The sequence below is a fragment of the Pseudarthrobacter adonitolis genome, assembly GCF_055412845.1.
In genome coordinates this window covers 22,620-48,697 of the sequence record NZ_JBVAYW010000025.1, presented here as the reverse complement: position 1 = coordinate 48,697, position 26,078 = coordinate 22,620, and the positions used below count along the sequence as shown (strand labels likewise).

21 protein-coding genes and 1 pseudogene are annotated in these 26,078 nt (G+C 64.6%); 10 read left to right on the top strand and 12 right to left on the bottom strand.

Features of this window, described 5'->3' with window-relative positions:
* Window positions 1-305 precede the first annotated feature (305 nt).
* Both ACZYZ4_RS17440 and ACZYZ4_RS17435 read left to right on the top strand, forming a co-directional pair.
* The gene (locus tag ACZYZ4_RS17440; protein ID WP_463862921.1) at window positions 306-692 is read left to right on the top strand and encodes a hypothetical protein; all 387 of its coding nucleotides are present in this window, start codon (window positions 306-308) and stop codon (window positions 690-692) included.
* Window positions 693-1,231: 539 nt separating this feature from the next.
* Complete coding sequence (locus tag ACZYZ4_RS17435) at window positions 1,232-1,870, top strand: hypothetical protein (RefSeq protein ID WP_463862920.1); 639 nt, start codon at window positions 1,232-1,234, stop codon at window positions 1,868-1,870.
* 158 nt (window positions 1,871-2,028) lie between these two features.
* Here ACZYZ4_RS17435 and ACZYZ4_RS17430 read toward each other — a convergent pair whose 3' ends face one another.
* The gene (locus tag ACZYZ4_RS17430; protein ID WP_463862918.1) at window positions 2,029-2,676 is read right to left on the bottom strand and encodes a leucine-rich repeat domain-containing protein; all 648 of its coding nucleotides are present in this window, start codon (window positions 2,674-2,676) and stop codon (window positions 2,029-2,031) included.
* Window positions 2,677-2,743: 67 nt separating this feature from the next.
* Complete coding sequence (locus ACZYZ4_RS17425) at window positions 2,744-2,992, bottom strand: hypothetical protein (RefSeq protein ID WP_463862916.1); 249 nt, start codon at window positions 2,990-2,992, stop codon at window positions 2,744-2,746.
* Between the two features lie 227 nt (window positions 2,993-3,219).
* On the opposite strand from ACZYZ4_RS17425, the gene ACZYZ4_RS17420 reads away from it, so the two are divergent.
* Window positions 3,220-3,870 (top strand): hypothetical protein, encoded by a 651-nt coding sequence (locus tag ACZYZ4_RS17420; RefSeq protein WP_463862915.1) that lies wholly within the window; start codon window positions 3,220-3,222, stop codon window positions 3,868-3,870.
* A gap of 182 nt (window positions 3,871-4,052) precedes the next feature.
* Here the strand turns inward: ACZYZ4_RS17420 and ACZYZ4_RS17415 are convergent.
* A pseudogene (locus ACZYZ4_RS17415) lies at window positions 4,053-4,163 on the bottom strand (tetratricopeptide repeat protein); the annotation flags it as partial.
* A gap of 14 nt (window positions 4,164-4,177) precedes the next feature.
* On the opposite strand from ACZYZ4_RS17415, the gene ACZYZ4_RS17410 reads away from it, so the two are divergent.
* Both ACZYZ4_RS17410 and ACZYZ4_RS17405 read left to right on the top strand, forming a co-directional pair.
* A complete protein-coding gene (locus ACZYZ4_RS17410) occupies window positions 4,178-4,321 on the top strand; it encodes a hypothetical protein (RefSeq protein WP_463862913.1) in 144 nt (47 codons plus the stop codon).
* A 392-nt stretch (window positions 4,322-4,713) separates the two neighbouring features.
* The gene (locus tag ACZYZ4_RS17405; RefSeq protein ID WP_463862911.1) at window positions 4,714-5,310 is read left to right on the top strand and encodes a recombinase family protein; all 597 of its coding nucleotides are present in this window, start codon (window positions 4,714-4,716) and stop codon (window positions 5,308-5,310) included.
* A gap of 275 nt (window positions 5,311-5,585) precedes the next feature.
* Here the strand turns inward: ACZYZ4_RS17405 and ACZYZ4_RS17400 are convergent, their stop codons facing one another.
* The 3 genes from ACZYZ4_RS17400 to ACZYZ4_RS17390 form a co-directional block, all read right to left on the bottom strand.
* The gene (locus ACZYZ4_RS17400; protein WP_463862909.1) at window positions 5,586-6,326 is read right to left on the bottom strand and encodes a hypothetical protein; all 741 of its coding nucleotides are present in this window, start codon (window positions 6,324-6,326) and stop codon (window positions 5,586-5,588) included.
* A 267-nt stretch (window positions 6,327-6,593) separates the two neighbouring features.
* Window positions 6,594-7,262 carry a hypothetical protein gene (locus ACZYZ4_RS17395; RefSeq protein WP_463862908.1) on the bottom strand — a complete coding sequence of 223 codons (669 nt, stop codon included), beginning with the start codon at window positions 7,260-7,262 and terminating at the stop codon, window positions 6,594-6,596.
* Window positions 7,263-7,340: 78 nt separating this feature from the next.
* The gene (locus ACZYZ4_RS17390; RefSeq protein ID WP_463862906.1) at window positions 7,341-7,724 is read right to left on the bottom strand and encodes a hypothetical protein; all 384 of its coding nucleotides are present in this window, start codon (window positions 7,722-7,724) and stop codon (window positions 7,341-7,343) included.
* Between the two features lie 461 nt (window positions 7,725-8,185).
* On the opposite strand from ACZYZ4_RS17390, the gene ACZYZ4_RS17385 reads away from it, so the two are divergent.
* The 3 genes from ACZYZ4_RS17385 (at window position 8,186) to sepH (ending at window position 11,943) form a co-directional block, all read left to right on the top strand.
* Window positions 8,186-8,869, top strand: a complete 684-nt coding sequence (locus ACZYZ4_RS17385) for a nuclease-related domain-containing protein (RefSeq protein ID WP_463862904.1) — start codon at window positions 8,186-8,188, stop codon at window positions 8,867-8,869.
* A 216-nt stretch (window positions 8,870-9,085) separates the two neighbouring features.
* Window positions 9,086-10,129: a DUF4238 domain-containing protein gene (locus ACZYZ4_RS17380; RefSeq protein WP_463862903.1), complete on the top strand. Its 1,044-nt coding sequence runs from the start codon at window positions 9,086-9,088 to the stop codon at window positions 10,127-10,129.
* A 431-nt stretch (window positions 10,130-10,560) separates the two neighbouring features.
* The gene (sepH, locus tag ACZYZ4_RS17375) at window positions 10,561-11,943 is read left to right on the top strand and encodes a septation protein SepH (RefSeq protein WP_463862901.1); all 1,383 of its coding nucleotides are present in this window, start codon (window positions 10,561-10,563) and stop codon (window positions 11,941-11,943) included.
* A 4-nt stretch (window positions 11,944-11,947) separates the two neighbouring features.
* Here sepH and ACZYZ4_RS17370 read toward each other — a convergent pair whose 3' ends face one another.
* The 3 genes from ACZYZ4_RS17370 to ACZYZ4_RS17360 all read right to left on the bottom strand — a co-directional run bounded on the left by ACZYZ4_RS17370 (window position 11,948) and on the right by ACZYZ4_RS17360 (window position 16,667).
* Entirely contained in the window at window positions 11,948-13,114 is a 1,167-nt protein-coding gene (locus ACZYZ4_RS17370; RefSeq protein ID WP_463862900.1) for an alkaline phosphatase family protein, read from the bottom strand.
* A gap of 79 nt (window positions 13,115-13,193) precedes the next feature.
* Complete coding sequence (locus ACZYZ4_RS17365; protein WP_463862898.1) at window positions 13,194-13,940, bottom strand: DUF5998 family protein; 747 nt, start codon at window positions 13,938-13,940, stop codon at window positions 13,194-13,196.
* A 42-nt stretch (window positions 13,941-13,982) separates the two neighbouring features.
* Complete coding sequence (locus ACZYZ4_RS17360; RefSeq protein ID WP_463862896.1) at window positions 13,983-16,667, bottom strand: bifunctional acetate--CoA ligase family protein/GNAT family N-acetyltransferase; 2,685 nt, start codon at window positions 16,665-16,667, stop codon at window positions 13,983-13,985.
* 111 nt (window positions 16,668-16,778) lie between these two features.
* On the opposite strand from ACZYZ4_RS17360, the gene ACZYZ4_RS17355 reads away from it, so the two are divergent.
* Both ACZYZ4_RS17355 and ACZYZ4_RS17350 read left to right on the top strand, forming a co-directional pair.
* Window positions 16,779-19,289 (top strand): DNA gyrase/topoisomerase IV subunit A, encoded by a 2,511-nt coding sequence (locus tag ACZYZ4_RS17355; protein ID WP_463862894.1) that lies wholly within the window; start codon window positions 16,779-16,781, stop codon window positions 19,287-19,289.
* A gap of 9 nt (window positions 19,290-19,298) precedes the next feature.
* Window positions 19,299-19,817 (top strand): DinB family protein, encoded by a 519-nt coding sequence (locus tag ACZYZ4_RS17350; RefSeq protein WP_463862892.1) that lies wholly within the window; start codon window positions 19,299-19,301, stop codon window positions 19,815-19,817.
* 61 nt (window positions 19,818-19,878) lie between these two features.
* On the opposite strand, the gene cydD is transcribed toward ACZYZ4_RS17350, so the two are convergent.
* Genes cydD through ACZYZ4_RS17335 form a run of 3 tightly spaced genes read right to left on the bottom strand, consistent with a single transcriptional unit; the run spans window position 19,879 to window position 26,074 of the window.
* Window positions 19,879-23,403 (bottom strand): thiol reductant ABC exporter subunit CydD, encoded by a 3,525-nt coding sequence (gene cydD, locus ACZYZ4_RS17345; protein ID WP_463862890.1) that lies wholly within the window; start codon window positions 23,401-23,403, stop codon window positions 19,879-19,881.
* Between the two features lie 6 nt (window positions 23,404-23,409).
* Window positions 23,410-24,459: a cytochrome d ubiquinol oxidase subunit II gene (cydB, locus tag ACZYZ4_RS17340; protein WP_463862888.1), complete on the bottom strand. Its 1,050-nt coding sequence runs from the start codon at window positions 24,457-24,459 to the stop codon at window positions 23,410-23,412.
* 22 nt (window positions 24,460-24,481) lie between these two features.
* Window positions 24,482-26,074, bottom strand: a complete 1,593-nt coding sequence (locus ACZYZ4_RS17335; RefSeq protein WP_463862886.1) for a cytochrome ubiquinol oxidase subunit I — start codon at window positions 26,072-26,074, stop codon at window positions 24,482-24,484.
* Window positions 26,075-26,078 lie beyond the last annotated feature (4 nt).

The window sequence follows — 26,078 nt, the reverse complement described above, 5'->3', positions numbered from 1 at the left end:
CAACATCAATAACATCCTGGCGGAACTCCGCCCCATAAGCCGTGGGCATGGTCAACATCCTTCCACGAGCACTCGCTCGCTAGGTCAAGGAGTCAACAAAACCGGGGGCAGTCCCATTCGCCGGGTAGTAGTTGCTCATTGCTCATTAGTTGCAAGTTCTGGACGCAGATTCTTCATGGGTCCCAACCTAACCCTCAGCGGGTTCATTTCGAATCTGACCGCGCGGGCCCAGTGGTTCGCCGACGTGAATCCGGACTTCTATCTGATAAACAGGTCACAGCCACACAGCTTCGCAAGGAAGACACATGATGTTTGAACTGACCACGCCCTTCCCCAATGCCTTGATGTACCTCGTACTAGAGGATGATCCCGAAGTTCCGGATATCGATGGCATAGCAAACCTCTGGCGGACAGAAAGCATGGTCGCCCACGCCGTACTTCACGACGCGGAAGGGAAGGTGCGTTTTACAGTGAGCGACGGTCCACCAACGAAGCCAATGACCCTCTTGTTTCAGGATGTCCTGCATTCAAGTCGACAGAAGCTGGAAGTTTGGAACGTCTACATCGAATCCTTGGCAACTTTTCAGCTGGGAGCCCAAGACTTTTCGGTGCGAGTTTGGGGAGACGATCCGAGAGAATCCTCGGAAGTTCATATCCAATTTCTAAGTGGGAATCCTGCGCTGGTGAGCTGAACTGGACTCGACGCATCGGACGACCAAACCAGCGACGTCAGAGGCGCCACAGCAGTAATAGGACCCGTAAGTCGGTCGATCACCGTGCCGCAGAAGCCCGCTGCCACGTCTGTCAGTTTTCGAAGTCGGCTGCACGGAATGTCCAAAGCCGTCTGCACAGCCCGCCCATTGAGTCTGTGGGCTGACTTGCATCGCTAGCGATTCGAGGCATCTGGGTTATGAGACACTTCGCCTCGGTTTGAGGTGGGTTCAGCTGCCCGTAAGGGGATTTGCCAAGCCTCCCGTGTGGCGGGCAGGGTCAAACCCTTCCGGCAGTTTTACCCGGATATGTTCATTGCTGGAAGCCACGAGATGCCTTTCGATCGGTCCAGGTCTCTTGCCGGAACATGCCTAGACAGCGCCCCGGCGGGGGCGCCGGTGTCCTTCCCCCGGCTAAGCTGGACCCACGTAGCCATTTAGGTGGGGGGACCTCAATGACAGATCTTCAGCACGCCGAGACATCTGAAAGCACAACGACGTGGTCGCGGCGCTGTCGGCGCATGACGCTGATCTACGGCGTCGCAGTTTTTGTCTTCCAGCTGCCTTTGATTGTGGGTCTCTTCCTGCTCAGCTTTTGGCTCCTGAACGTTGCCGGACCGCTTTTGCGAGGGGACGTCGCATTCGGCCATCCTGCCTACGAATATCTGCAGAGCTCGAAAGACCTGCTTGTCGCAGCCTTTGGAGTGCTGACCGCGACATTGGCCCTCTCCTCGGTCCTGCTGCACCGCTGGTGGAAACGCTCCACGGCAGCCCTGGGTCCAATACCGGCGGAGCTGCGTCCGAAGACCTTCAAGGCCTGGAACCGGCAGAGGCGAATCATAAAAGTCACCTACCTCGCGGCCGGGGCAGCACTCCTGTGGATATTGGTCCTGACGGTGACCAAGGTTGCCTCCGGGGTGCAGGGCTACGAAGCCTGGTCCGCCCTTGGCGAAGTCGGGTTCGACGATCCGGGCTACGACGAAGCGCACTCCCTGCTCGATATGTCCATCGCTCTGGGCGGTGCCGGTGCTATCGCTTTCAGCATCCTCAGCGTTTCCTGCTGGCGTAGCTACGGTCGGGCGCAACAGGTGCTGGGTCCAGAACCTGCCCGAGTCACGATCCGCGAACTGGACGAATTAAACGTCAACCAAAGGGATTAGTTAGCCGAGTGCATCGCGCCCGCTCAGGATCCCTCCGCGGTCTGGTCACCGAAGTTCCCGCCCCGCTCGTGGAGAACCATGGTCCCGCTACATGCCAGCCATTCCTAGATATTGATCAACAGACTTCAATCGAAGCAAAGAATCTGGATCGGGCTGGATCACGGATTCTGATCGAACCAATCCGAAGCACTCAAAGCTCTTGCTTTTGGCCGCCCTACTCGATCAACGATCGGAGCCCAAGTCTTGTCCGGTACATCTTCCGCAAACCAATCAAAGGCCCTGATCGAAGGGTGGGCAGCGATTGCCTCCGGATCGGTACTACTCAAAGAGACTGCTTTGGAAAGCAACAATTCCTCCAGATACGGCGCCTCTAGGAGCGGACCCAACCCAGCCAGCCCTTTCATCGATCCGATCTCCAGTCGTTTGAGATGCAGAAGGCTAGCGAGCGAAGGAAGAGTCCGCACTTGAGGCAATCCATAGAGGCTCAGCAGCCGGAGGTTAGTTTGAGCACTTAGAGCAGACAGATCATACAGACCACGAATCTGATTGACAGCAAGATAGGTCAACTTCGAGCAACCATTGACCACGTCGATGGACGCCCCAGCACCCCCGCGGAGGTCTAGCCGCTCTAGCTGCGGCAGCGACGCCAACAAGCCCGAAGGTATCTTTACCGCCCAGAGCGTCAGGCACCGGACACCCGAGAGCCAATCAACATCCGAGAGGTCGAGCGATGCGTGATCGATCCACACGTCATGCTCCGAGCGCCACTTGGCAGCAGACTGAGCGGATCTTCGTTGGGCAACCATGACCCCAAGTCTCTCGCAGAACCCTAGGGATTTGGGACACAGGAGTTATGAGACACATCGAGTCGGACTAGGAGAAAGATTCGGCTGTCCGTAAGGGGGCGTAGGTCGCGCCCGCGCTCTGGTTGTAGGGGCTGCCGCGGTAGACCATCTCGGCGTTCAGGGCGCTGTCCGTGATGATGTCCAGCGGGTAGGCGGGGCAGCGTCCGTCCTGCCCGTCGCACAAGAGGTTCTGCCAGTGGGTGGAGGTCACCAGCCAACCGTCTTTGGGTGGGGTTCCCGCTGCGTCCAGCACCTCGATGAGTGCTTCGATGTGCACCGGAGGGTGTCGTGTCCCTAATTTTTCCTTGGACCTGCTTCTGCCTCGAACAGTTTTTGTCGTTGCCGGGCCGGGGCTATCGCCTGCGACCCCCGCTGTATGGTATTTTCAGGCTACATGCCGGGGGCGGTCGTCACCCCGCATGGGCTGGCGCCGTTCCTTGAGTGCAAGCCGGACCCGCCACTGGATGAGGCTATGGCGAGACGGTGATCCTTTGAGGAGACATCATGCGCAGATCAGCAGTATTGTGCGGGACAGTGACGGTGGGGCTTGTCCTGCTCACCGCGGCAGGGGCACCTGCGGCTTCCGGGCCAGGCAACAAGTCGGTGCCGAACAAGGAATTCGTAGCTCAATTGTCACCGTTGAACGCCGGCGCGCACACTGTTTCCGGCACAACCTACACGATTCCGTCCGCCAGCGGGACCGCTGTCATCACAGTCAACGGTGACGATATAACCGTCACTGTGGACGTCCAAGGGGTCACCGCCGGAACGCTCCACCCGCAGCACATCCATGCCGGGACCACCTGCCCCAATGCCAGCGATGACGTGAATCACGACAGCTTCGTGGACGTTATCGAAGGTCTGCCCAAGTATGGGCCGATTCTGATCTCCCTGGACAGCGACCTGAACAGCTTCGCGCCCTCACTCGATTTCCCGGTGGCGGACGCGTCCGGCAGCTACCACTACAGTGAAGAGGCCTCCAAGTCCCACCTGCAATCAGAACTCAAGCAGGCACTGAAGCTGGGGGATCGGCACGTGGTCATCCACGGCATCAATCCGACCGACCCGCTGCCAACCACGGTTGCGTCCCTGCCCGGACTTCCGGCCTGGGCGACACTGCCGGTAGCCTGCGGCCAGCTGAGCCAAAGCCGGTAATCCACGGAATCAGTAACACATCCGTCGACCACAGGCTGCGTGGCTGCCCCGGAGGAGCCGCGCAGCCTGGGGACGAAGGTTGACCGCCGAGATCGGCAGCGACCACTGTCCGAGAACTCCGCAGCAGCTCAGTTCTGAATGCAGGCAACTGCGCTTGGATGGTCCTCACCCACTGTCTGTGTCTATATCTCGATTGCATGGTCGTAGCATTCCCTGGCTTCACGGCGCCGGCCCGTGTCCGCGTAGACGGTGGCGAGGTTGTTCAGCATTGCCGCGATTTCTGGATGAGATTCTCCGAGAACCTCGCATGATCGTTGACTTCATCCTCGAGCTAATCGTGGTTGCGCTTACGTTCCTGGAGCAGCTGTTCGATCGCCGAAGGCCCTCAGCCAAGGGCAGCCTCCGCAAGAGTCTGGAACGCGTGAAGGCCAGGCGATCCGAGAACCCCTGATCATTCCTCTAAGTCGGTCGTCTGCACCCTGACCTAAGAGGGTGGCAGATCGTTCGGATCTTGGATGTCGCGCAGGTGGGCCAGGAGAACCAGCTGGGTGCGGTCGGGGCTTATGGCCAAATGTCGCAGCAGCGACGCCCACAGATCGGGATTGAGATCGACTTGGACCCGGATCTCTCCTACTTGCGCTGAGTGGTCCCAGGGCGCGTCACATAACCCTTGGGATACGAGACGACTCACAGGCTGGGCCAACTGTGACGATTGCAGCATCTTATTTTTCGCGGAATTGTCAGAGTTCTTCCGTGGCCGGCGATTCTCGTAACTATGTCTCGAAACCTTCTGGTTGAATCGCTGTATCCACCATTAGTTATGAGACACATCGGAGGCAGCCCATGGCCAAACTGATTGGCTATGCACGCGTTTCCACGCGACAGCAATCCACCGACCGGCAACAGGCGGACCTTCTTGCCGCGGGAGTCCGGCGCGATGACCTCTACATTGATCACGGCGTGTCCGGGACGCGAAATTCACGACCGCAGTTCGATCGGGCCCTCGACGCGCTGATCGATGGCGACACCCTCGTCATCACGACGCTGGACAGGCTCGGACGTTCCACACAGAATATGCTCGCCTTCGCCGACGAACTCCGTAGTCGAGGGGCGGGCCTGCGCGTTCTAAACCTCGGTGGAGGCGATGTCGACACGGCGACACCAATGGGGTCCATGTTGTTCACGATCATGGCCGCCCTCGCGCAGATGGAACACGAGATCAAGCGCGAACGCGTCACCGATTCCATCGCCAAACGTCGAGAAGCCGGGATGGATCTTGGTGGCCGGCCTCGCCGGGTCACTGACAGTCAGATTCGAAGCGCGGTCCGCCTGGTCGAAGGCGGCGAGCCCGCTGCTCAGGTCGCGCGCGATCTCGGAATGTCCCGAGCAACGTTTTATAGACGGTCGCGAGCACTCCCGAACCAGCAGGCCGCCATTTAGCGGCGCAAAAAGACCGCCATTTATCGCTGAAAGTCACAGCCAGCAACTGCGCGGAACATGGCGGCGGCCTTCCGCGGCACGGTGATCGACCGGCTAACGGGCGGGGTTTCTATCTCGAAATGGTGTGGACGTATGCCAACACCACGGCCGACTGATCGATTGCAGTTCCGTGAGATGACTCAGACCGGCCTCGACAGTATGACCGCGCTGCTTGGAGAGCCTGAGGTGATGCGCTTCTACTCCCTGCGCGGTGACGACACTTCCCCGCTCTTGCGTCACACCTGCAGGAGCTCGCGGAAGAAGCCGTTCAGCATGATCTCCGCCTGGTCCCGGTTCACGAATTCGTACCCACCGAAGCGGTAGACCTCGTAGCCAGTGAGCCTGAGCCGGCGGTCCTCGGCCACCATCTCCGCGTACAGCCTCGGTTTGGCCCGGCCGTCCGTGTCAGCGTAATGCTGAACCCCGTCCAGCTCGAGCACGACCCGCCTCCGGTTCGGCAGCAGCAGGAGAAAATCCATCCGCTGGCGCGGGAGCGTACCGCCATTTCGCTTGGTGTAGGGATCGTAGTGCAGGTACACCTGCGGGATCAGGGCCGGAAGATCGAACCCGTGGGACCCGTACAAACTGCAGTACTGCTGGAAAAGGAATTGCTCGGCGCCGTTGCCATCCATCGATGCCATGAGGCGTCGGTAGAGCGCCCCGGCCGCTTCGCGTTCGGCGTCGGCGGGAACAGTTTCGGTCCCGGCCCACCAGGACACCAGCGCCCGCCAGCTCAGTCCCTCAGCTGGCAGGGCCCTGTCGTAGACCAGACAATGTTCGGCGTTCTCCGTGATCTGAATGTCGTTATTCACGGCATCCAGCAAAACAATCTTGGGCTTCGGCCCGTTTGCGGCAAAGATGAGGTTCTTTAGGTCGCCAGCCACCCCACCGACGCCGGCAAGGGAAAGCACATGTTCAAGCTCCACTGACGGATACTCCTCGTTGACCCGGTGGCCCAGGGCAACGAGCTGCTCCAAGGAGAGTTCCCGGAGCTCTCAACGTATCGGATTTTGCTCTTCCACGGATCCTCGCCCTCTTTGAGTGGCGCCAGGCCGAATCGCAGGCACTCCTCCGCCACCTCGTATGCAGGTGCCTGGGCCAAAGCGCCGGCGACGGCCGTCCGTACCGTTTTGAGGTTGGCCCGGTCCAGCAGCTCAGGTGACTATCCTCCCTGGAGCACGGCAGAGAAGAAGTCCTGGAACTCCTGCGGTTGTGCTGGATCCGAGGGAGTGCTCACGTTCCATCTACCAGACCTTGATGCCGAAGCGTTTCGCCACGGTCATTAGAGCGGAATTGTGTGCCTGAATCTCGGTGACCGAATTGGAGACCATTTCATCGCCGTCCAGGCCATCGTCCCGGCGGCGCAGCCAGTATGCCCAACAATCTCCCCCGCCGTGTTTGCTCTCGAACCGGATGCCCAACGGCAGGCTGCCGTCATCCAGGACCTGCTCGCGGATCCACGTAGCGATCATGGTCGTCGCCGCCCGGTTCTCACCGTGGAGGACGCCGAGCGTCAGTTGGGAGACGCCGAGTACATCGTTGAGCTTCTCGCCGATGCCGCCCCCTATGGCTGCGATGGAGTCAGGGTGTTCGACGTCGACCCACCAGCCTGCGTCGCCCAGGGTGAGCTGGTAGATGTTGCGCCGGTCGCGCCAGTGCCGCGGCAGGTAGCCCATCTTGACCTGGTTGCCCCAGTCATCTTTGACGCCCTTGACGTAATCGTCCAGGGTCATCCCCATGAAGTCGGCATCCTTTTGCATCGGATGCTTGGCGCCAAGCTTCAGGGCATACCCGGACAGCACCTCCGCGAAGGCGATCTCGTCGTTGTCAGAAATGTAGACAGTGGAACCCGGCGTGTCGTAGCGGCTCCAGCCTGCCGGGTCATCACCGCTCAGGCGGATCCAGGGCACCACGGTTGGTGGTGGCGACCCGGCGGCCGGACCGGAAGTCGTCCAGGATCCAGAGACCCGTTTTTGTACACTGCTTCCCGCTCAAACGTCCTGCCTGTCCTCGAGGAACGCCGTCAGTGCCTGGAGGACTTCTTTGTGCCGGTCTTCACGGATGGCGGTGATCGGGGTGTCTTCGCCCAAGAAGGGATTTCCACCGATGAACCAAGCGCGCGCGATGGCCTCGCTCTCGGCGTCTGCAATGGAGATCCAGACGCGGTGCGCCAACTGCAGACGCTTCTGGAAGGCCGGACCAGGTGTCGGACCGTCGGGCTTTGCCCACTTGTGCGGAAGCTTCCTGTCCTTCGAACCTGCCAGAGAAGCCACCAAGAGAGGGCCGAGGTGGCTGTTCAATCGCCGTACGAGCTCGTGGATGTCCAGGCGGGCGGTCTCGTTGTGACCCGCGATGATGGTCGTTGAGATGCTCATGACCCCAGAATAACACCCAGATGACACTCGAGAACAGTCACTGCGTAGTTACTTCGCAGCCACCAGCAACGTAGCCGCCGTGGCGAGGCCGCCGCCTGAACTATCTGTATGCCAACTTGCACGTCAGCGTCATGCATACTCAGTTGCGCCTTTTCGATGCTTCGTCGAGGGCCCGGGACAGTTCGCGAGCCGCTACGCGCGGCACATCCCGAAAAAGTTCCTGCCGTGGGTGAGGATGGGGCCATGGCAAAGCGCATCCGCGGCCTAACGGCCGTGATCTACAAGCAGACTGGGTCCGTGTCGGTGATCCAAAGTGCATTTTCATGAAGCAGATGAGGCTTCGGTACGCCGGAGCGTGCCGGCTGTGCAGTGCCTCTCTTCCGGCCGGGACAGAAGCGATTTATGAGAGCGAGACGAAGACCATCCGCTGCTTGGAGTGTGCCACCGAGGCTACGGAAACCATGTCCCCCGACCTGGAAGCACCTTGTGATGATTCGTTGTCCACTCATTCCGGAGTAGCCGGGTCATCCGCGCGACGTGAATTTGAGCGCCGCAAGGCTAAGGACGAGGAAAAGCTCCGCGAGAAGTGGGGTCGATTCGGTGGCCTCGCAGTCGCCCTCTCTGACGAGCGGCCGCACACCAAGTCCTGGGATCGAGGCGCGGTCGGTGAGGAACGCCTCGGTGCTCGGCTAAATGCCCTGGCCGCCGATGGCCTGGCTGTCCTCCACGACCGACGCATCCCCGGCTCGAAGGCCAACATCGACCACATCGCCATCACTCCCAGTGGAATCTGGGTGATCGATGCCAAGCGGTACAAGGGACGGCCTGAACTGAAGATCGAGGGTGGCATCCTTCGCCCACGCATTGAGAAGCTCCTCGTTGGCCGCCGTGATTGCACGAAACTGGTCGATGGCGTGCTCAAACAGGTCGACGTCGTGCGCGACCTCGTTGGGGATGTTCCGGTCACTGGGGCGCTGTGCTTCGTCGAAGCAGATTGGCCCCTGATCGGGGGCGCGTTCTCGACTCGTGGCGTTCACGTGCTCTGGCCGAAACGGTTAGCCAAAGTGCTCATAGAGCAGACAGCCGGCGACTTGGATGTGGCGAGGATGCGTGAGTCGTTAGCCTCGCGGTTCAAGTCTGCGTGACGTCAGGTCTCGATGTTCGAAGCTGTTCGGAAGCACGCTAAGGGATCCTTCACCGGCGCCAGTGCCATCCAAAATTTTGGATCAGGTCTGCCTTGCCGTCCAGCGTCATGCGCCGGATACAGCGGGAAGACGCGCCTAGAGCTAAGGGGAGTATGTATTCGATAGTTTGCTCTATGTGCCGGACACCGGCGAGAACGTCAAAGAGGGGCAAGACAGATGAAGCCAGGCAGCACGAACGACCACATTGTGCCGGTGATGTACCTCAAACGCTTTGCCAAGCAGGCGGCAACCACCCAGGTTATCCAAGCGGCCCTAGCGGATAGGCCCCAAACCGACTTTACGCAAGGCATCCACAATGTGGGTTCCGCGAAGGGCTTCTACTGGGGGACCGATCCTGAAGGGATACCCCATCACCATATGGAGCAATTCTTGGGGGTTATAGAGGGTGAAGCGGCCACCGCTTTCCGCTTCGTGCTCGACAAAGGGCGCTTACCGGCTGATAGTGCCCTGCCTGGAAAATGGCCAACAAGGGACGAAACTCGATATGCCATTGCATGGTGGATCGCCGCGCAGATCCTCAGAACGGCCCGTCAACGAGAACGGCTAAGGAAACTGGATGGCGAGTCGCTGCCGTTTCCCTCCCGGCTCGCTCGCAACAACCCCCACCTCGAGTACATTGTGCGGGAGATCGCACCGCTCGCCTTTCTTCTGGCGCGACGACCGTGGGGCATTGGGTTTACGAACCTGTGCCTGTTCACTTCCGACGTTCCCGTTCAAATCATCAATGGGCAGGACGATGAGGACCAACTGCGCGCTGCAAGTTACTGGGACGTCTATGTCCCCCTCGACCCGCATCGGTTCCTATACCTGCCAGGCGCTTTGCATGATGCCCAGCCTCGGCTGAGGCGAGACCACAGGATCAATCTCCCTGGCGGGCTGGCGATGGCGCTGAATGATCTCATCCTTGAGACCGCCCATCGCCACATCTTCTTCCACCCGGAACATGATCCACGGGTGAAGATGCACGAGTCCATCCTCCAGGACACGGTGAAACGCCGAGACTCCACAGCCTCCCAATCGATCATGTACTACGACGCGATGCCTCCCGATATGGGGATCGAACGACGCTGGCTGGACCGCCATACTTGGGATGATGAGGACTTGATCGCGGAACCAAGTCCGGTCGTCAATCCGCTCGATGCGGTGCGCCGGATGTCGGACCACTTGGAGCATGCTAAACGTGCCTATGACAGTCGGTAGCCGCTACATGGCGAAGCGGCCGGCTGCTTCTTAGCCGGGCAGGATGAGTTCCGGCCCGTTGCTGCGAACCTGCATTCGGGCAGCAGTCCTGTCCTCAGCATCGGCGGTTATCGTGAGTCACGACTTTCACCGCTGGCAGTCTCAGCAAAGGATCCCTCTATTGGCTGCCGGGTGACAAATAGCGCTACGAAAAACCGCCATTTATCGCTGCCAGTCACACCCCGTGCGGGGGCACATTTTTCCGCGAGCAGCCGGCAAAATCCAGACTTCTGCGCGGGTCCGGTCCGCATGCACTGCGCAAACCCCCGCCGCTGACGGCAATGGCGTCCGAAAGTGCCGGAATATCGCGGCGCGCCCTTGCTCCTAACCCAAAAGAGTGCCCGTGAGTGGCAGAGTTTCGATTGATAGTAATGCCAGGGTGGAGGATTTGTATGCAGGATCTACGGCTTGTAGGCGTACACGACGACGGGGAGCATCTCCTGTTGAGCGGTGCCGGCGGCGAGATGTTCCAGCTGCCGATCGATGAAGCACTGCGGGCGGCCAGCCGGTCTTCGGCGAAGACCGCTTCCGCGGCCGCGCCCATTGCCATGTCCCCGCGGGACATTCAGTCACGGATCCGCAGCGGTGCCACCGCAGCGGAGGTGGCTGAGCTTTCCGGGCTTCCCCTCGGAAAAGTCGAGCGGTATGAGGGCCCTGTCCTTGCCGAGCGGGAGTATGTAGCGCAACAGGCACGGAAGGTGGACGTGGCTTCGCCCTCCCCCGGACATGACACCTACCGCTCCGTTTTTGGCGACAACCCTGCGTCCCTCCAGGACATGGTCAACCACCGTCTCTCAGCCCACGGAGTTGAGCCTTCCACCGTGGAATGGGATTCATGGCGGCGCCAGGACGGCAACTGGACCGTGGTGGCCCGTTTTGAAACCAAAAAGGACGGCACCTCCGGCATCGGCGAGGAGCCGCCTGCGCAATGGACTTTCAGTCCAGCCCGCAAGTCGCTGCAGAACGCCAACCGCTGGGCTCAGCAGCTCAGTGAACTGGAGCCGCTGGACGGTCCCGTCCCGGCCCGCCGCCTCACTGCGGTCTCGGACCGGCCGTTTGACTTTGAAACCGACGCGGAAGCGGCGGCCGCCCGCAATTCGACCGGTCCGCAGTCCGTCCCGCAGGCCAGGGAATCCGACGGTCTACTGGATATGCTGCGTTCACGCCGCGGCCAGCGCCTGGGCGTCGACGAGGACGCGGACGACGCCTTGGCGCTGCTCCTGACCCACGGCGTGCCCGCCGCCCATCCACGTCCTTCGGAGGTGGTCCCGGAACCGGAATCCAGGGAACAGCAGTACCGCGAGCCGGAAATCCGCGACGCAGCTCCCGCCGAGTCCACCGCGCCGGAGGACGCCGCACGTGCCGCCACAGCTGACCCCCTCACCCGCAAGCGCGACGCCCGGCCGTCAATGCTGTCCCGGCTGAGCCTCATCCCTCCGCACCGGGACTCTGACGATGATGACGTCCTGAAACTGCACGACGGCGTCAGCACCGACACGAGGGAAATCACGATCGTGGCGTCCCCTCTCCGTCCTGCAGGACAGGGCGCCCCAGGCGAGTCGGGGCCGGGACGCCCCTCGCCGAGCGTGGGCCTGGACGAACTGCTGGGCGGCGGAAGCCCGCGCCGCGCAGCCTACACGGCCAGCACCGACGACGCAGGATCCGGCCAGCATCACGACCATGACGCGGACCAGCCTGAACGGCAGCCCGCGAAACCGAAGCGGTCCACGGTTCCCAGCTGGGATGAGATCGTCTTCGGGACCAAGCGGGACTGACGACTCAGCGTCGTCGTGGCCTGCCTTCGGCGCTAAAGCACAGCAGCGGTACTTCGCGTTCCGCTTTGGTCAGCGAGCCGTGCTGTCCCACAACCTCCATGGCGGCGGGGCGCCCGCGGCGGGTGTCGTAGAGGGCCAGGGCGTCCCGCGCGGCAATCATGATGTCGCCAATCCGGGGCCCGACGGCGGGGCGCAGCGTCCCGAACAGGCCGGCGGCGATGGCATCCTCCCGGGTGAAGGCCCAGATTCTGTCGCCGAAACGGGCTCGCCACGCGCCCAGCAAGCGCTCCCGGCCCGAGGCGTCCGCCGGATCCTCAAGGTAGAGGTGGACCATCCGGGGCTCCCCCGCCGTATGCCGCACGCCGTCAACAAGCGACGCGTCCGAGGAGAAGTCGATCCGCTGCTGTTCCGGGACGTCGAGCATCCCGTGGTCCGCGGTGAGAAGTACGGTGGTCCCGGCCGGGAGCGACGCGTGGAGCCGTTTGACTGTTGCGTCGAGCTCTTCGAGCTGGTGTTCCCACTGTTGAGACTGGCACCCGTGCCGGTGGCCTGCCTTATCCAGTTCGTTGACGTAGAAGTACATCAGGGACTGACCGGCGGTGTCCATGGCTTCGGCGGCGGCTTCTGTGCGGGCGTGGGCCGTCACGGCTGAGACGAAATTCCCGCCGCGGAGGGCCGCCTGGGTCATGGCCGAGTTGCCGAACTGCGGCAGGCTGACCGTGGTCACATTAACTGATTCGGAGGCCCGTTCGAAGACGGTAGGGAACGGCTGCCACTCAGCGGGGTCCACCTTGGCATCCCAGTTGCCGAGCATGTTGACTACCTTGTCCTGTTCCGGGTCCAGGACGTCATAGCCCACCATTCCGTGCTGGCCGGGCGGAAGGCCTGTGCCGAAGCTGGCCAGGGCAGCGGCCGTCGTTGAGGGGAACGTGGAGTCCAGCCAGACGGGAACTTCCCCCTGACCGGACTGCATCACGGAGCGCAGGAAGGGTGTGTGGGCAGACTTCTGTTTCAGCAGGTTCCGGCCCAGGCCATCGGCCAGCACCACGCAGACGCGCGACGCCGGCGGAAGGCCGAGTGAGTTCGTGAAACCCTCCACCCCGAGGCTGGCGGCCGCGCTGGTGAGGACGTCCGCGATGGACCGCCGGCCAAAGGCAGGCGCCGGCGGCATGCTCAGCTGCTGACCGGCCACTCGGGAACCCGCTGCGGAAGAGGCTGAGGAGACTGTTGCTTGTTCTTGATCCGGCATCTCAGCGCTGCTGGTGCCCGCGGCTGAGCCTGTTCCCGAACACACCCGTCCGCGGCCGGGGCTGGAGCGTCTGGCCGGCGTGCGGCACGGGAGCCGTGGAGCCGGTGTTCACGGCCCTCAGGGCACGGGCGAAAAGTTTGGCGTCCTGGACGGCCTGCGGACCGTCGGCTTCGGCGCTGATCCGCAGGACGATGTCCTCCTGGGCAATGGTGCCGCTGTAGCCGTGGTCTGCCTCGCATTGCGGGTCTCCGCAGCTCGCGGGCCCCATGTCCAGCCGCTGGCCGCCGGACCAGGCAATGGCGAGAGTGACTTCCCGGACCGGATCCGAGGGCTTGTAGTCCTGCGGCTGGGAGTACATGTAGCTCAGGACCACGGAGCGGATCTGTGCGACAGGAACGGATTCGGTGGAGATCTGGGCCACGATCTGTTCGCCGGCCTCGTCGAGCTGCTGGTCGTCCACGTGGGTGATCACCAGCATGTCGGCGGTCAGCACCAGCACGGTGATGTGGCGGCGGACTTCGGCCCGGTCAAAGTGGGTTTCCAGGTGCACCAGGTGGGCCACGCATTCGCGGCCGTCCAGGGCATCGTCAACGACGTCGGCCACCAGGCGCGGGTAGAAACCAGCCTTCTGGAGCGCGCCATCCAGGCTCTGGCCCTGGGGCGTGTGGCTGCGTGAGCTGTGGGGGCGGGTTGCCTGGTTGTCACTGCCGGAAGTGGAAGGCGTCGACTGGGAAGGCTGTGAGCTCATTCCCCCATTTTCACAGATCGGCCGGGGACATGCTAACCGCGGTCAGCCCAGCATGGCACGGCGGGCACTGTCAGTGCGCTGGGCTGCGTTGCCGATCCGGATATCTGCGGCCAGGATGGACACGCCCTGGGTTCCGCAGAGGACAGGGTTGAATTCCACCAGGGCTATTTCCGGATGGTTGTCCTTCATCCAGGCCAACCGCCCGGCGACTTCCTCCAGGGCAACAATATCGACGGCGGGAAGGCCCTGGTAGCCGAAAAGTTTGCGGGCGGCCCGGGGCCCACGGATGAAGTCCTTCACGTCGGCGGCGGACAGCGGAGGCACGCGGTGCGCCCAGTCATCCAGCAGGTTGACCGCGTCGCCGGCCAGCCCGAAGGAGACCACCGGCCCCAGCAGCGGATCCTCAATAGCCCGGAACGTGCACGCCTGCCCCACCGGGGCCATCGACTGCACCTCCAGGGCCGGCGAACCGTAGGGTGCCAGCGAGCGCCGCATCTGCACGATGTTGCGGCGGAGGGAATCCGGATCGTCGACGTCGAGGCGGACTCCGCCCAGGTCGAGGCGGTGGCGAAGTGCCGGATCGGTGGTTTTCAGCGCGACGGGCCAGCCCAGCCTGCCGGCGGCAGCAACGGCCTCATCTTCTGAGTCGAACCCGGCGGACGGCAGCACGGCAATGCCGTAGTGCGCCAGCAGCTCTGCCGCGGACGCCGGCTCCAGGGTCTTGAGTTGCTCCCCGTGGACATCGTGCAGAAGCTGATCCAGCAGGATCCGTGCGGCTTCCGGATCGCAGCCTTCGGGTTGGACAAAGTGGCCGGGGTCCCGTGCCACCCACTCCGCGTAGCGCACCACGGCGGCGAGCGCCGCCACAGCCGCACCGGCGTTGGAGAAGCACGGCACTGTCCGTTGTTCGGCCCCCACCATGCCCTCCACGTAGATGGAGGGGTCAAGGATGCCGGTGAAGGCCGCGACTACCGGTTTTCCGGCGGTGGCCGAGCATTCGGCCAGGACCTCGGCGATATGGTCCACCGTCAGGCCACGCACCGGCAGCAGAGCCGCCACCACGGCGTGGACGGCGTCGGACGCGAGAGTGTCCTGGAGGCTGCGGCGGAGGGCGGGCAATGCCAGTGACATGCCGGCGTCGAGATCCACGTCGGTGACGATGCCATCCACGGTCAGACCGTGTGCCTCGGCGCTGTCAGCCACCACTTTGCCCAGCGCCAGGGAGTTGCTGAAAATGGCCAGCCCTGGCCCCGCCGGGAGCGGCTGGCCGGACACTATCTGGGTGATGTCCATCAGCTGTTCGATGGTCTCGACCCGGATGACGCCGGCCTGGCGCATCATGGCGTCCAGCGCACCGACCGGGGCCTGGGTGGTCCGGACGGCGTGGCCAGGCGGCAGCCGCAGGCCCATGCTTTCAGACTTGGCCACCACCACGGGCTTGGTGCGGGCCAGCCGCCGGGCGATCCGGGAGAATTTGCGGGGGTTCCCGATCGACTCCAGGTAGAGGCCCACCGCGGTGGTGTCGGCGTCGTCCTCCCAGAACTGCATCATGTCGTTGCCAGAGACGTCGGCGCGGTTACCCGCCGACAGGAACGTGGAAAGGCCCAGCCTGCGGCGGTGCGACGCCGCGTAGAGGGAAACACCGATCGCCGCCGACTGGCTGAACAGGCCCAAGCCCCCGCGACCCGGCAGTGAGGGCGCCATGGAGGCGTTCAGCTTCACGTCGGGATGGGTGTTCACGATCCCCAGCGATGCGGGCCCGATCACCCTCACGCCGTTGGCCCTGGCCTTGCGGACCAGGTTGCGCTGGCGAGTGAGGCCGCGTTCGCCGTCGTCCGCGAAGCCCGCGGAGGCGATCACCAGCCCCTTGACGCCGGCCGCGGCGCACTGGTCAACCACCGTGGCCACTTCCTCATACGGAACGGCTACCACGGCGAGCCCCACCGGCTCCGGAACCTCGGAAATCCTGCCGAAGGACATCATTCCTGCGAGCTCCAGCGCCTCCGGGTTGATGGCGTAGACCTGCCCGGAGAAGCCGCCTTCGATAATGTGTTCCAGCAGCTGGTACCCCACGGTCCCCCATTTGCGGCTCGCCCCGATGACGGCAATGGACGACGGCGACAGCAGCTCCCGGACGCTTCTCGCCTCGGCGCGGTGCTCGCGTGATTCCATCACCGCCCGGGACTTTTCGGTGGGGTCGATGTTGAACTCCAAGCTGACCACGCCATCGTCGAAGTGGCGTTTAACGTCGTAGCCGGCATCGGCGAACACCATCAGCATTTTGCGGTTTTCCGGCAGCACTTCGGCGCTGAAGCGGCGGATCCCGTTTTCGTGGGCCGCTGTGGCAAGGTGTTCGAGCAGGATTGAGCCGATGCCCCGGCCCTGGTGGGCGTCGGCGATGTTGAACGCGACTTCGGCTTCGAGGGGGTCATCAAGCCTGTCGTAGCGGCCGATCCCCAGGATTTCGCCGCCGAAGGTGATCACCAGGGCAACCCGGTCCGTGTAGTCCACTTCAGTGAAGCGCTTGAGCTCCTTGCTGGACAGCCGGGCCTTGAACGCGAAGAAGCGCATGTAGATTGAGTTCTGCGACTGCCCGGCATGGAAAGCCTGCACCGCGTCCGCATCGCTGGGATGGATGGGCCTCAGATGGGCGGTGCCACCGTCACGGAGTACGACATCGGCTTCCCAATGTTCCGGATATTCGCCGTCCCCGGGCTGATCCACCATAGGCTTAGCCTAACCACAAACTGACGGCGCAGGCCTGTGCCCGGAGATCTTCCTCCAGACCTGCGCCCAGACCACAGCACCACCAGTAACCCAGAAGGATCCACCAGCCCCATGGCCCGCCGCCAAAGCCCAGCCCCTGCCGGGGACGCTCCCCAGGATTTCGTCGAGAACATCGTGGACATCGATGTCACGTCCGAGATGGAAGGCTCCTTCCTGGAGTATGCGTATTCGGTGATCTACTCCAGGGCCCTGCCTGATGCCCGGGACGGGCTCAAGCCGGTCCAGCGCCGGATCCTGTACATGATGAGCGAGATGGGCCTGCGTCCGGACCGCGGCCACGTCAAGAGCGCCCGGGTGGTGGGCGAGGTCATGGGCAAGCTCCACCCCCACGGCGATACCGCCATCTATGACGCCATGGTCCGGATGGCCCAGGACTTCTCGCTGCGCCTGCCGCTGATTGACGGCCACGGCAACTTCGGCTCCCTCGACGACGGTCCCGCGGCACCCCGGTACACGGAGGCCAGGCTCGCGGCGGCGGCCCTGACGCTGACCGACCACCTCGACGAAGACGTGGTGGACTTTGTCCCCAACTACGACAACCAGCTGACCCAGCCGGACGTCCTTCCGGCCGCGTTCCCCAACCTGCTGGTCAACGGGGCCACGGGCATCGCCGTGGGGATGGCCACCAACATGGCCCCGCATAACCTGGTGGAGGTCATCTCCGCCGCGCGGCACCTGATCGCCCACCCGGATGCGACCCTCGATGACCTCATGCGCTTTGTGCCCGGGCCGGATCTGCCAACGGGCGGCCGGATCGTAGGCCTGGACGGCATCCGGGACGCCTACGCCACCGGACGCGGTTCCTTCAAGACCCGGGCGAAGGTGGAGATCGAGCAGCTCTCTGCCCGGCGCACCGGCCTGGTGGTCACCGAGCTGCCGTACATGGTGGGCCCGGAAAAGGTGATCGAGAAGATCAAGGACGCGGTCAATAGCAAAAAACTGACCGGGATCAGTGACATCGTTGACCTGACGGACCGCCAGCATGGCCTGCGCCTGGTCATCGAGCTGAAGAACGGGTTCAATCCGAACGCCGTGCTCCAGCAGCTTTACCGCTACTCGCCGATGGAGGATTCCTTCGGCATCAACAACGTGACCCTGGTGGACGGCCAGCCGCAGACCCTCGGCCTGGTGAAGCTGCTCTCCGTATACGTGGAGCACCGGATCGACGTGGTGCGGCGGCGGACGTCGTTCCGGCTGGGCAAGAAGAAGGACCGCCTGCACCTGGTGGAGGGCCTGCTGATCGCCATCGTGGACATCGATGAGGTCATCCAGATCATCCGTTCTTCGGATGAGGTGGCAGCGGCCAGGGTCCGCCTGATGTCCATCTACGATCTTTCCGAGATCCAGGCCAATTACATCCTGGAACTGCGGCTGCGGCAGCTGACCAAGTACTCCCGGATCGAGCTTGAAAAGGAGCAGGAGGAGCTGCGCCGTGAGATCGCGGAGCTTGAAGCCATCCTCGGCTCCGAGGAGCGATTGCGGGAACTCGTGTCCACCGAACTCGGAGAAATCGCCGAAAAATACGGCACGCCGCGGCGGACCGTGCTGCTCGAATCCGAGGCTGTCTCCCCCACCGTGGCCGCAGCACTGGCGGCCGCCCCCAACGGCAAAGGCAAGGCCGCGCCGCTCGCCCTGGAGATCTCGGATGATCCCTGCTGGGCCATCCTGACGGCGTCGGGCCAGATCGCGCGCACGTCCAACCAGGAGCCCCTCGCCGAATCCGGGCCGCGGGCCAAACACGACGTTTTCCGCTCAGTGGTCAAGACCTCGGCCCGCGGGGAAATCGCCGCGGTCACCTCCCAGGGCCGGATGCTGCGGCTTCAGGTCATGGACATGCCGGTACTGCCGCCGATGTCCGGACTGCCCAACCTCGCCGGCGGTGTCCCTGCCAAGGACTTCATCACGCTGCTGAAGAACGAAACGCTGGTGGCGTTCGCCCCGCTCGATGAAGTCCTGGCCGTCGGCACCGCCCAGGGTGTGGTCAAGCGGGTCCAGCCCGATTACCCCCTGAACCGCGAGGACTGGGAAGTCATTGCGCTTAAGGACAAGGACCAGGTGGTGGGTGTGGCGCCGGCCGGGTCAGAAGAGACCGACCTGGTGTTCCTGACCCGTGAGGCGCAATTGCTCCGTTTCAGCGCCGCCAACGTCCGGGCCCAGGGCAGGACGGCCGGCGGCATGGTGGGCATCAAGCTCGGCGCCGGGGACCAGGTGCTGTTCTTCGGGGCCGTCACCGCCGCCGACGACGCCGCCGTGGTGGTGACCATCGCCGGCACCGACGGCGCCCTGCCGGGCACCGCGCCCGGTGCGGCCAAGGTGACATCCTTCGCCGAATACCCCGCCAAGGGCCGCGCGACAGCAGGCGTCCGCGCCCACCGGTTCCTCAAGGGCGAAGACACGCTGCTGCTGGCCTGGGCCGGGCACGGACCCGCGAAGGCCTCATCGCTGGCCGGGATTGCCAGGTCGCTGCCGCAGGAACACGGCCGGCGGGACGGGTCAGGGATTCCCCTGTCCCAGGCGGTGGACGCGGTGGGTCCGGCCATGGCCTGGAGCGATCCGGCCTAGACTGCTGCCATGCCTATCATTCCTGATGAAAAGGACTGGACCTGGGTCCTGTCCCGGCCGTGCCCCGAGTGCTCCTTCGACTCTTCCACCGCCACGCCGGCCACCGTGCCGGGCACCGTGGAGAACATGCTTCCGCGCTGGCGGGCCGTCCTCCGCCGGCCTGAGGTTGCCGAACGCCCGGATGACAGCACGTGGTCGGCCCTGGAATACGCCTGCCACGTCCGCGACGTCTTCACGCTGTTCGACCAGCGGCTGAACCTCATGCTCGACGCCGACGCCGCCCAATTTGAGAACTGGGACCAGGACCGCACCGCCGTCGAAAAGGATTACGCGAACGCCGATCCCGCCGTGGTCAGCGCCGAACTGACGGCCGAGGGCAAGCAGATCGCAGAGTCCTTCGCCGGCGTCAGGGAGGCAGAATGGGGACGGCGGGGCGTGCGCAGCAACGGTTCCGAATTCACGGTCCTGACGCTGGCCCAGTACTTCCTGCACGACGTCGTCCATCACCTCCACGATGTGGACGGCTGAGGAGTAGACGGCTGAGCCAGTGACGGCTGGGCAGCGCACGCCCGGCTTTCAGGCTGCGGACTTAACCAACCAGCGAAGCAGCCGCGCCCGTCCGGGAAGCTGCTGAGAGCTCCAGCCGGGCGTCATCCGGCTGGATGTCGGCCGGATTGTGGGTCACCATGACCACGGTGCGGTCCTTCAGGCCGGCGCGGAGGTCTGCCAGCATTTCCCGTCCCGCCTGCGCGTCCAGATGAGCCGTGGGCTCGTCGAGCAGGATGACCTCGGCCCCCGTCAGCAGGGTCCGCGCCACGGCCAGCCGTTGCCGCTCGCCGCCGCTGAGGAAGCAACCGCCCGGCCCGATCCGGGTATCCAGCCCGGCCGGCAGCCGCGACACCAGGGCGCTGAGGCCGACGGCGGTCAACGCTGCTTCCAGCTCGGCGTCACCGTCGGCAGGCACGCCGCCGCCCCGAGCAGCCGAAACGCCTGTCACCGCGTCCGCTGCGGGAACGCCCAGCATCAGGTTGCCCCGCAGCGTCGAATCGAACAGGTGTGCCTCCTGCGGGCACCAGGCCGCCGTCCCGGACACCGCTGCCCGGCCGGTGGCGGCCGGTAGGAATCCCAGCAGGACTGCGAGCAACGTGGATTTCCCCGCGCCGGACGGTCCGGTGACCGCCAGCCAGGTGCCTGGTCCGGCCGTTGCGGAGATCCCGGAGAACACAGGTTCCCCGCCGGGCCACGCCGCCCCGACGCTTTCCAGTTCAACGCCCGCGGCTGCGCCGGAACGGGCGGGGACCCCATGCAGGCCGTCGCCGTCCCCGGTTTCCGTCGCGCCGCCATCCAGTACGCCGGACTCACTGACCCGGCGCATCACGCTGCGAAGCGCCGGGTACTGGAGCACCGCCGTCGTCATCGCTGCGTACGGTTCCACCAACGCCAGCTGCAGCAGGACAACAACCGCGGCAGTGGCGGGCTCCATGGTTCCTGCCAGCACCTGGGGTGCAGCCAGCACGGCAGCAGCCAAGGCGGCGCTTCCGCAGGCACCGACGGTCATGGCTTGGCCGAGGCCTTCGGCCCAAGCGGAACGCTGCGATGCCCGGGTGGCCAAGCGGTCCTCGGAACGCAGCGTGTCCAGGACTGTTGCCGCGATGCCGTTCGCGTGCAGCTCCGCCCGGGCATCCAGCGCAGCGGACGTGCGCCGCAGGACGCCTGCCCGCAGGCTTTGTTCCGCTGTGGCCGAGCGGCGGTCCCCCCACAGGGCGGCCGCCGGCGCCACAAACAGGCTGACAGCTGCAGCCAAGGCAACGGCGGGCAGCGCGGCAGGCGCCACCAGGGCGGTTGCCACCAGCGCTGAACCGGCCACGGCAAGCGCCGTGACGGGCGGCAGGACAACGCGTGGCAGCAGGTCCCGGACGGTGTCGACGTCGTCAATCACCGTGCCCAGGACGTTGCCGCCCTGCAGGAGCCGCCGGAGCGAGAGTGCCTTGCGGCTCAGTGATTCCCAGAGCCGGCCGCGCAGCCGGGTGAGGGCGCCGAAGACGGCGTCGTGGAGCAGGAGCCGTTCCCAGTAGCGCAGAACGGCGCGCCCGATCCCGAAGAACCGCACCCCGACGATGGCAGTAAGCAGGTACAGGATGGGCGGCTGTTCGCTGGCCCTGATGATGAGCCAGCCGGAGAGGCCGGACAGGGCAACGGCGAAAATGGCGGCAAAAGTGCCCACCACGGCGGCACCGGTGAACCTGCCGGCCACAGGTGACAGCAGGCCGGCCAGGAGGCGGGCGGTCCCGCCTGGCCGGGGATCCCCAGCCGCAGGCGTCTGCGCCTGCGCCTGCGTCGCATGACGCCCGGCAGTTTCCTGGACATGCTCTCGCTCCACGGCGGACACGATTCCGCCATCGCGCCCGGCTCCGGACGGCGCGGTTACCCCGGCCGGCCCTGTCCCAGCTAACAGCACAGTCCCTTCGGAGGACGCTGTGATGCCGCGGGCCGATACAGGCACCAGGTGGTCGGCCAGCTCGCGGGTCTGCTGGTCGTGGGCCACCAGGATGACGGTGACCTTCCCCCGGAGCGCACTGATCGAGTCCTGCACGAGCGCCGCCGATACCGCGTCAAGGTGTGCGGTGGGCTCGTCGAGCAGCAGAACGGTGGCACCGGTCTTGATACGGGCCAGGCCGCGCGCCAACGCAACGCGCCGCAGCTCGCCCGGGCTCAGTTCAGCCGGATGGTGGCTGGCCAGGTGCCCGGCAGCCGCTGCCGCCAGGCAATCCTTTGCCGCCCCGGCTGCTGCCGGAGTGTCACGGCCCATTCCGCCGCCGAGGTACAGCATGACCTCCTCGAGCACGGAGTCCGCCACCATAACCGGATGCTGCGGAACCCAGGCGATTGCTCCGCGCTCCAGGCCGGAGAGGCGGCCGGACACCGTGGTTCCGCCGCCGTCCCCGACGGTCCCGGCCAGCACGCCAAGGACAGTGCTCTTGCCGGCGCCGCTGGGGCCGTCCAGGGCAGTGATCAGCCCGTGCGGGGCGGTGAAGGTCAGGGGCCCGACGGCGGGAGCGGACCGTCCGGAGTACGTGACGGTAAGGTCGGTGACCGTCACTCCCCCGGACCCGGGCACGGAACGCCGGCTGCCGTCGTCGTACGCGGTAGCTTCGCTTTCCTGTGTAGGCAGCGGCCGCGGCTCGGGCGCTGCCGTGATTTTCCTGGTCTCGGCCAGGGCCGCCCGGCCGTCATCACTGGCGTGGTGGGCGGTCCCGAGCTCCCGGAGCGGCAGGTAGCAGTCCGGCGCGAGGATCAGCGCCAGGAGGCCGGCCTCGAGCGGCATGTCGCCGTGCACCAGGCGGACGCCGATGAACACGGCAACCACTGCGACGGAAATCGTGGCGATGAGTTCCAGCGCCAGTGCGGACAGGAACGCGGTGCGCAGTGTCCCCATGGTCCTGGCGCGGTATTCCTCGGAGATCTCCTCAAGGGCATTGCGCTGCGCAGTGGCACGGCCCAGTCCCACCAGGACGGGCAAGCCTTTGGCCAGCTCCAGCATGTGGGCAGACAGCCGGGTCAGCGTTTCCTGGGCCTCACGGACATGGTCCTCGGTGTAGCGGCCAATCAGCACCATAAACAGCGGGACGAGCGGAACTGTCAGGACAATCACCACGGCGCTGACCCAGTCGGTGAACAGGATGCGCGCCCCGAGCAGCAGCGGGATCGCGGCACAGTTCACCAGCGCGGGGAGGAACTGCGTGTAGTAGCTGTCCAGGGCATCCAGCCCGCGCGTAGCCAGCACGGCCAGCCCGCCGTCGGCCGGGCCGGTGCTGCGCGCCCCGTTCCGCAGGACCCGGGCCAGCAGTTCGGAGCGGAGTTCCTCTTTGATGCCCAGCGCGGCGCGGCGCGCGGCGATGCCTTGGGCCCACACCGTGGCGGACCTCAGGACAACGCCCGCTAGGCCCCAGGGCAACTGCTCGGCCCAGGACCCGTTCCCGGCGGCCAGCCCGGCCAGCATGGCAGCCACGGCCTGCCCCATTAGAACCAGCGACAGCGCCTTCAGCGCTGCCAGCAGGCCAAGCCAGTAGATGGCGGAACGGGTGGCCGGTCCGGCCGGAAAATCTGGGCGCACGGCCGGTCAGCCCTTCGTGGTGAATGCCCTGACGGCAATGGCCGGCAGGAAGCTGTGGGCCGCGGGGATCTGGGACGCGCTGACCCGGCGCCGGAACACCCAGTACGTCCACGCCTGGTAGGTGATCACGAGGGGCAGGCCAACGGCTGCTACCACGCTCATGAGCCCGAGTGTGTAATCGGAGGACGACGCGTTGGCAACTGTGAGGTCAAACGCCGGATCCAGGGTGGAGGGCAGCACCACCGGGAACACCGCACCGAAAATGGACGCGCTGCCGAGGAGGAGGAAGACCCCCATCGCCAAAAACGCCCTGCCTTCGGATCCCCGCCGTGCCAGGAACCACGCTGCTGCTGCGGCACTGACAGCCACGATCACGGCCGCCCAGGTCCACGGCTTGCCTTCCAGGAACTGGATGATGAGTGCCCAGCCTGCCAGGGGCAGCAGCAGGACCGGAAGCAGCCGGACGAACCAGCGGCGCGCGCGGTGGCGCACATCGCCGTCGGTCTTCAACGCGAGGAACGCCAGCGCGTGCAGCAGGGAGAACCCCACCACGGCCAGCCCGCCCAGCACGGCGTAACCGCTGAACCACGCGAAGGCACCGCCTACGCGGTCACCGTTCGCGTTCAGCGGCAGGCCCGTGGTGGTCAAGGCCAGGGCAGCGCCGACGCCGAAGGCGGCAAAGAAGGAGCCCAGGGCGATGGCCCAGTCCCAGCGCGCGCGCCACTTGTCGGTGTCGCCCTTGCCGCGGTATTCGAACGCCACGGCACGGAAGATGAGGGCAACCAGCACCACCAGGAGTGGGAGGTAGAGGGCGGAAAACAGCGAGGCGTACCACAGCGGGAACGCCGCAAACGTTGCCGCCCCGGCCGTGATCAGCCAGACCTCGTTGCCGTCCCAGACCGGGCCGACGGTGTTCAGCAGCACCCGGCGCTCGGTGTTGTTCCGCGCGAACAGCTTCATCAGCATTCCGACGCCGAGGTCAAAGCCTTCAAGGAAGAGGTAGCCGGTCCAAAGCACCGCGATGACAATGAACCAGATGGTGGGAAGCAGTTCCATGCTTGAGTATCCTCTGCTCTTCTTAGTAGGCGAATGCCAGGACGTCGTCGGCGGGCTTACCGGTGCCCGTGCCCTTGGAGGCGTCCCCGTTTTCGTCGGCCGGCGTGTGTGCAAGTTCCGGCATCGCGGACGCGACTCCGCCCCGGATGAACTTGACCAGGAGCTTGACCTCAACCACAAGCAGCGCGGCGTAGACGGCGGTCAGGACGATCAGTGACGTCAGCAGTTCACTGGCCGACACTCCGGGTGAGACGGCCGCCGCGGTAAACATAAACACCTGGTCGATGCCGTTAAAGTCCGGGTTGGGGGCCACCACAAACGGCTGCCGGCCCATCTCGGTGAAGATCCAGCCGGCCGCGTTGGCGCCGAACGGGGCCAGGATGCCAAACACCGCCAGGCGCATCAGCCAACGCGATGCAGGCACGGTTCCCTTCCGCGTCACCCACAGCGCGATGAGCGCCGCCAGCGCCGCAAGGCCACCGAAGCCGATCATCATCCGGAAGCCCCAGTAGGTGACTTCCATAACCGGGACGTACTCGATCTCCTGGCCGGCCCGCTCGCCGTAGATCGGGTTGTCCGGCAGGTGGGTTCCGTAGTCGGCCTTGTACTGGTCCAGCAGTCCGTTGACGCCCCTGACCTCCGTGGTGAAGTCGCCGTTGGCCAGGAAGGAGAGGATGCCCGGAACCTCGATCAGGGCAACAATCTCATCGCAGTTCTTGGAGCCAAGGTTCCCGACGCTGAGGACTGAAAAGCCGGTGCCGTCATGGCAGGCGCCCTCGGCCGCGGCCATCTTCATGGGTTGCTGCTCGAACATGAGTTTGCCCTGCAGGTCGCCGGTCAGGGCGGTGCCGGCGAACGAGATCATGGCGACGACAGCGCCGATCCGCAACGAGCGGATCCAGACTTTGTAATCGGTCAGGTCACGGCCGGGGATGGCCGCTTCGCCGGGGACCACCCGTCCATTGGCGCCGATGGTATCGATCCCGTCCGTGCGCCTGCGCCAGAGGTGGTACCACGCGATGCCCAGGAGGAATCCGCCGGCAACGGCCAGTGCTCCCATCAGGGTGTGCGGAAAGGCCACCAGGGCGGTGTTGTTGGTGAATACGGCCCAGGCGTCCGTCATGACCGGCCGGCCGTCAATAATCTCCGCGCCCACCGGATGCTGCATCCAGCTGTTGGCCACAATGATGAAGTACGCGGAGAACACCGATCCCACCACGGCTACCCAGAGGCAGGCCAGGTGGATGCCCGGCTTCAGCTGCTTCCAGCCGAAGATCCACAGGCCCAGGAACGTGGACTCGACGAAGAAGGCCAGCAACGACTCCAGGGCCAGCGGCGCCCCGAACACGTCTCCGACAAATCGGCTGTACTCGCTCCAGGCCATGCCGAACTGGAACTCCTGCACAATGCCGGTGGCCACGCCCATGATGAAGTTGATCAGGAAGAGCTTGCCCCAGAACTTGGTCATCCGGAGGTATTCGCCCTTGCCGGTGCGGTGCCAGAGCGTCTGCATCACGGCCACCACCAGGCCCAGTCCGATGGTGAGAGGCACCATCATGAAGTGGTAAACGGTGGTGATGCCGAATTGCCAGCGTGCGATTTCCAGAGCTTCCACAGCA